The sequence below is a fragment of the Streptomyces murinus genome (assembly GCF_002154555.1).
Classification (GTDB): domain Bacteria; phylum Actinomycetota; class Actinomycetes; order Streptomycetales; family Streptomycetaceae; genus Streptomyces; species Streptomyces murinus.
Genome location: NZ_MUNF01000720.1, coordinates 1 through 4,154, shown reverse-complemented (window position 1 = coordinate 4,154; position 4,154 = coordinate 1). Strand labels below are relative to the sequence as shown.

At 74.0% G+C, this 4,154-nt stretch carries 6 protein-coding genes; 4 read left to right on the top strand and 2 right to left on the bottom strand.

From position 1 onward, the window contains the following. Window positions 1-537: TerD family protein (locus tag CCN72_RS33800; RefSeq protein WP_143664291.1), on the bottom strand; the 537-nt coding region annotated here is incomplete at its 3' end. A 101-nt stretch (window positions 538-638) separates the two neighbouring features. Next, a complete protein-coding gene (locus CCN72_RS33795; RefSeq protein ID WP_037653873.1) occupies window positions 639-1,223 on the bottom strand; it encodes a TerD family protein in 585 nt (194 codons plus the stop codon). 158 nt (window positions 1,224-1,381) lie between these two features. Between CCN72_RS33795 and CCN72_RS33790 the strand changes: the two genes are divergently transcribed. Genes CCN72_RS33790 through CCN72_RS33775 form a run of 4 tightly spaced genes read left to right on the top strand, consistent with a single transcriptional unit; the run spans window position 1,382 to window position 4,095 of the window. Next, window positions 1,382-1,759: a BlaI/MecI/CopY family transcriptional regulator gene (locus tag CCN72_RS33790; RefSeq protein WP_085563367.1), complete on the top strand. Its 378-nt coding sequence runs from the start codon at window positions 1,382-1,384 to the stop codon at window positions 1,757-1,759. Between the two features lie 6 nt (window positions 1,760-1,765). Then, window positions 1,766-2,713 (top strand): M56 family metallopeptidase, encoded by a 948-nt coding sequence (locus tag CCN72_RS33785; RefSeq protein WP_086812096.1) that lies wholly within the window; start codon window positions 1,766-1,768, stop codon window positions 2,711-2,713. A gap of 22 nt (window positions 2,714-2,735) precedes the next feature. Next, window positions 2,736-3,674: an ADP-ribosylglycohydrolase family protein gene (locus CCN72_RS33780; RefSeq protein ID WP_086812094.1), complete on the top strand. Its 939-nt coding sequence runs from the start codon at window positions 2,736-2,738 to the stop codon at window positions 3,672-3,674. Between the two features lie 58 nt (window positions 3,675-3,732). After that, entirely contained in the window at window positions 3,733-4,095 is a 363-nt protein-coding gene (locus CCN72_RS33775) for an STAS domain-containing protein (RefSeq protein ID WP_086812098.1), read from the top strand. The last annotated feature ends 59 nt before the right edge of the window (window positions 4,096-4,154 follow it).

The following is a 4,154-nucleotide window of genomic DNA, read 5'->3' as shown; positions in this document are numbered from 1 at the left end:
CGCGATGCCCGCGAGCCCGGAGGCGTAACCCTGGCCCACCGCGCGGAACTTCCACTCCGCGCCGTGCCGGTACAGCTCGCCGAGGACCAGTGCCGTCTCGTGCGCGAGGGCGCCACCGGTCACCTCATAACGGGCCAGTTCGGTGTCGCCGTCCTGGTCGAGGACCCGGACATGGGCGCGCCGCACCTGTCCGAAGGTGTGCCCGCGGCCCGCCGCGTCGTACAGGGAGACCGGGAAGACGACCTTCTCCACGGCGTCCGGGAGCCGGGTGAGGTCGATCCTGATCCGCTGGTCGTCCCCGCCGGCGGGGCGGCCCTGGCCTTCGTGCCGGACCGAACCGTCGGGGCTGCTCGGGTTGTTGAAGAAGACGAAGTGCTCGTCGGAGAGCACCCGGCCCGAGGCGTCGCACAACAGCGCGCTGCCGTCCGGCTCATAGCCGTCCTCCGCCTGCCAGCCCAGCCCGACCGTCACGGCAGTCAGCCCGGGGGCCTGTCTGCTCAGCGACACATTGCCGCCCTTGGTCAGGGTCGTGCTCATGCATGTCCTCCAGAGACACCGCGGGAATCCGCGTCCATGATGATCAACGTGTTCCGTCCGTCACCGGTTCCACGCGCGCGCAATGATTTGATCAAGAAGGGTCACAGATGCGCGGCGATCGCGGGCAGCAGGTCCTGGAAGGTGCGGCCCGAGGCCGGTGCGCCGAGGGCCTGCAACTGCCAGCCGGTGCCGGTGCGATGGAGCTTGGCCATGATCTGCGCCGTGTACGCGCCGCCGCCGCTGAGGGTGTAGCGAGCGAGTTCCGTGCCGGTCCGCTCGTCGACCAGCCGGCAGAAGGCGTCCTGCACCTCGCCGAAGGTCTGCCCCGTGAAGGAGTTGACGGTGAACACGATCTGGTCGACATGGCCCGGCACGCGCGCCAGGTCCACCAGGATGACCTCGTCGTCGCTCCCGGCGCCCGCGCCGCCGACGAGGTTGTCGCCGAGATGCCGTACCGAGCCGTCGTCGCTGGCCAGATGGCGGAAGAAGACGACGTCCGCGAGCTGCCCGCCCGCGAACAGCAGCGCGGAGGCGTCCAGATCGATCTCCCGGGTGCCGGCCAGCTTGGCCAGGAACCCCTTGCGTGGCGCGGCCCGCCAGCCCAGGCCCATCCGTACGGCGTCCAGCGCGCCGCCGTCCGCCTTGTCCAGACTGATCCGCTGACCCTTGCTCAGGTTGACCGACACGGGTCCGCTCCCTTGCTCTCGTCGCCCTCACCGGTTCGCCGGTGCGAATCTACAACACTGTAGAAGAAAGCCGCCGCAGGTCCGCTCTGTACGATGTGACGCTCCTTCGGCACGAGGGGTTGAGGCACACAGCGGGCACGCAGGAAGGGAGAACGCGGGTGGCGGAGCCGGACGCGCACCGTCGGCGCAGGGCGCAGGGGGCGTTGGAGACACGGGTGCTCGGGGCGCTGCACGAGGCCGGTGGTGCGGTGACCGCGGGCTGGGTGCGCGACCATCTGGCCGCCGGGCTCGCCTATACGACCGTGATGACGGTTCTGGGCCGGCTGCTGGCGAAGAACGCCGTCACCCGCAGGCGCGAGGGACGCTCCTTCGTCTGGCTGCCGGCGGCGGACGAGGCGGGCCTGGCCGCGCTGAAGATGCGCCGGGTCCTGGACGGCGAGCAGGACCGGCACGCGGTGCTGGCCAGCTTCATCACCGCGCTGCCCGAGGGCGACGAGCGGCTGCTGCGCGAGCTGCTGGAATCCGGCGACGGCTGAGCGCACATGGGAATCTTCGTCTTCCTGCCCCTGGTCCTGCCGCTGACGGCCTGGCCGATCGCCCGGCTGGCCGAGCAGCGGCTGCATCCGCGCACCGCGACCGTGCTGCTGACGTCGGTCTCCACCGTGCTGGCGCTGTGCAGCACGGTGTGCCTGGCCCTGCTGATGGTGGTCGGCACCGCCCAACTGCCCGGCAATCCGCTGCCGGACGGCTGGTCCGACCCGGAGGTGCGCGCGAGCGTGCCCCGGCACGAGATCGCGGGCAAGGCCGCGATCCCCGCGCTGCTGGCGGTCCTCGCCGCGGGCGGCCGCACCCTGGCGCGCCATGTACGGGTACGGCGGCGGGCCCACCGGGCGCTCGCCGGATTACCGGGCACCGAGGTGGCCGTGCTGCCGGACGCGGCGCCGTACGCCTACGCGCTGCCGGGCGGCCGGCGGGACCGGATCGTGGTGTCCAGGGGGATGCTCGGGTCGCTGGCCGCGCGGGAGCGCCGCGCGCTGTTCGCGCACGAGCGGGCCCATCTCGCCGCCCGGCACCACCGTCATCTGCTGCTGGTCCAACTCGCCGCCTGCGCCAACCCGTTCCTGCTGCCGCTGCGCACCGCGGTGGCGTACACGGCGGAGCGCTGGGCGGACGAGGAGGCCGCGCGGGCCGTGGGCAGCCGCCGGGTGGTGGCCCGCGCGATCGGCAGGGCGGCGCTGGCCGCCACCGGTGCCGCCACCGGTCCCGCGCCCGTGCCGACGCTGCCCGCGCTCGCCGCGCCGGGGCCGCTCCCCCGCCGGGTCGCGGCCCTGCTCGGTCCCGAACCCGCCGCCCACGCCTGGCCGTCCCTGTTCACGACGGCCGGTCTCGCGGTGTGGACCGCGACCGTCGGGGCCGCCCTGTCCGCGATGTTCTCGGCCAACTCCGCGCTCACCCTGGCGTTTCTGCTGCACGCCGCCACACCGCTGTGACCCGCCGGGCACAATCGGGGCCATGACCGTCACCGCGACCACGGACCGTGCCGCCGCCCGCCGCAGCCTGGAGGGCCTGGCGCTCGGCGACGCCTTCGGCGAACGCTGGTTCCCGCTCTTCCGCGAACCCCGCCGGGCCCTGCGGGAGATACACGCCCGGCAGGCCCCCGAGGAATCGCCGTGGCACTGGACCGACGACACCGCGATGGCCCTCGCCGTACTGCGGGTGCTGGACGAGCACGGCGAGATCCGCCCGCGCGAACTGGCCCTGTCCTTCGCGCTCGGCTACGACGCCGATCCCGCCCGGGGATACGGCCACGGCATGCACCAGTTGCTGCCGCGTCTGCTCGAACTTCCGGACCGGTGGCGGGAGTTCGCGCGCGAGCTGTTCGGCGGCGAGGGCAGCCTCGGCAACGGCGCGGCGATGCGGGTGGCCCCGCTCGGCGCGTTCTTCCACGGCAGTCTCCCCCGGGTCGTCGCGCAGGCGACACGTTCCGCGGAGGTCACCCACGCCCATCCCGAGGGCATCGCAGGAGCGGTCGCCGTGGCGGTCGCCGCCGCGCTGTCCGCACGCGGCACCCTGACCGTCGCCGATGTGGCGGCCCTGACCCCGGACGGCACGGTCCGACAGGGGCTGGCCCGCGCCGCCGAGGTGCCCTTCGCCACCGAGCCCTGGCGCGCCTCGGACCTGCTCGGCAGCGGGCAGCGGATCCGCGCCGACGACACGGTGCCGTTCGCCGTGTGGTGCGCCGCCCGCCACCCCGGCGACCTGGTGGCCGCCCTGTGGACCACGGCGGAGGGGTTCGGCGACGTGGACACCACTTGTGCCATCGCCGGGGGCATCGTGGCCGCGCGCACCGGCGTGACGGCCGTACCGCGCGCCTGGCTGGAGCGCCGGGAGCCGCTGCCGGAGGGCACCGGCGCGGCATCGTCCGGGGAAATCGGGGCAGGTGGCCGGTGAGCGGCCGGGCACGGAGCCGGCGGAACCTTCGAACAGGGCCGAGGTGCGGGTGACGGACATGGCGAGCATCGACGAACCACTGGAGCCGGGCGGGCTGGCGGTCGGCCGGGCGCCGCTGGGCGGGGCCGTCGTCGTCACGGTGACCGGTGAGATCGACCACCGGACGGCGGGTGTCCTGCGGCGCGCGCTGACGCCCGCGGCCACCGCGGACACCCCGCGCACGGTCGCCGACCTCGCCGGGGTGGGGTTCATGGACTCCAGCGGCATCAACGTCCTCATCGCCGCCCACCAGGCCCACGCTCCGGCCGGCTGGCTGCGCCTGGCCGGGGTGCGCAGGCCGGTGCTGCGCACCCTGGAGATCGTCGGGCTCACCGGCCTGATCCACTGCTACCCGAGCGTGGGCGCGGCGCTGGACGCCTGACCCGGCTCGCCGGGCCGGTGTACGGGTACGGCGCTAGGGACTGTCTGACAATTCCCGTC

What these genes read in the sequence shown, in the direction of transcription:
- CCN72_RS33775 (WP_086812098.1), top strand. Translation starts at nt 3,733, where the DNA reads ATGGCGAGCATCGACGAACCACTGGAGCCGGGCGGGCTGGCGGTCGGC.
- CCN72_RS33785 (WP_086812096.1), top strand. Translation starts at nt 1,766, where the DNA reads ATGGGAATCTTCGTCTTCCTGCCCCTGGTCCTGCCGCTGACGGCCTGG.
- CCN72_RS33780 (WP_086812094.1), top strand. Translation starts at nt 2,736, where the DNA reads ATGACCGTCACCGCGACCACGGACCGTGCCGCCGCCCGCCGCAGCCTG.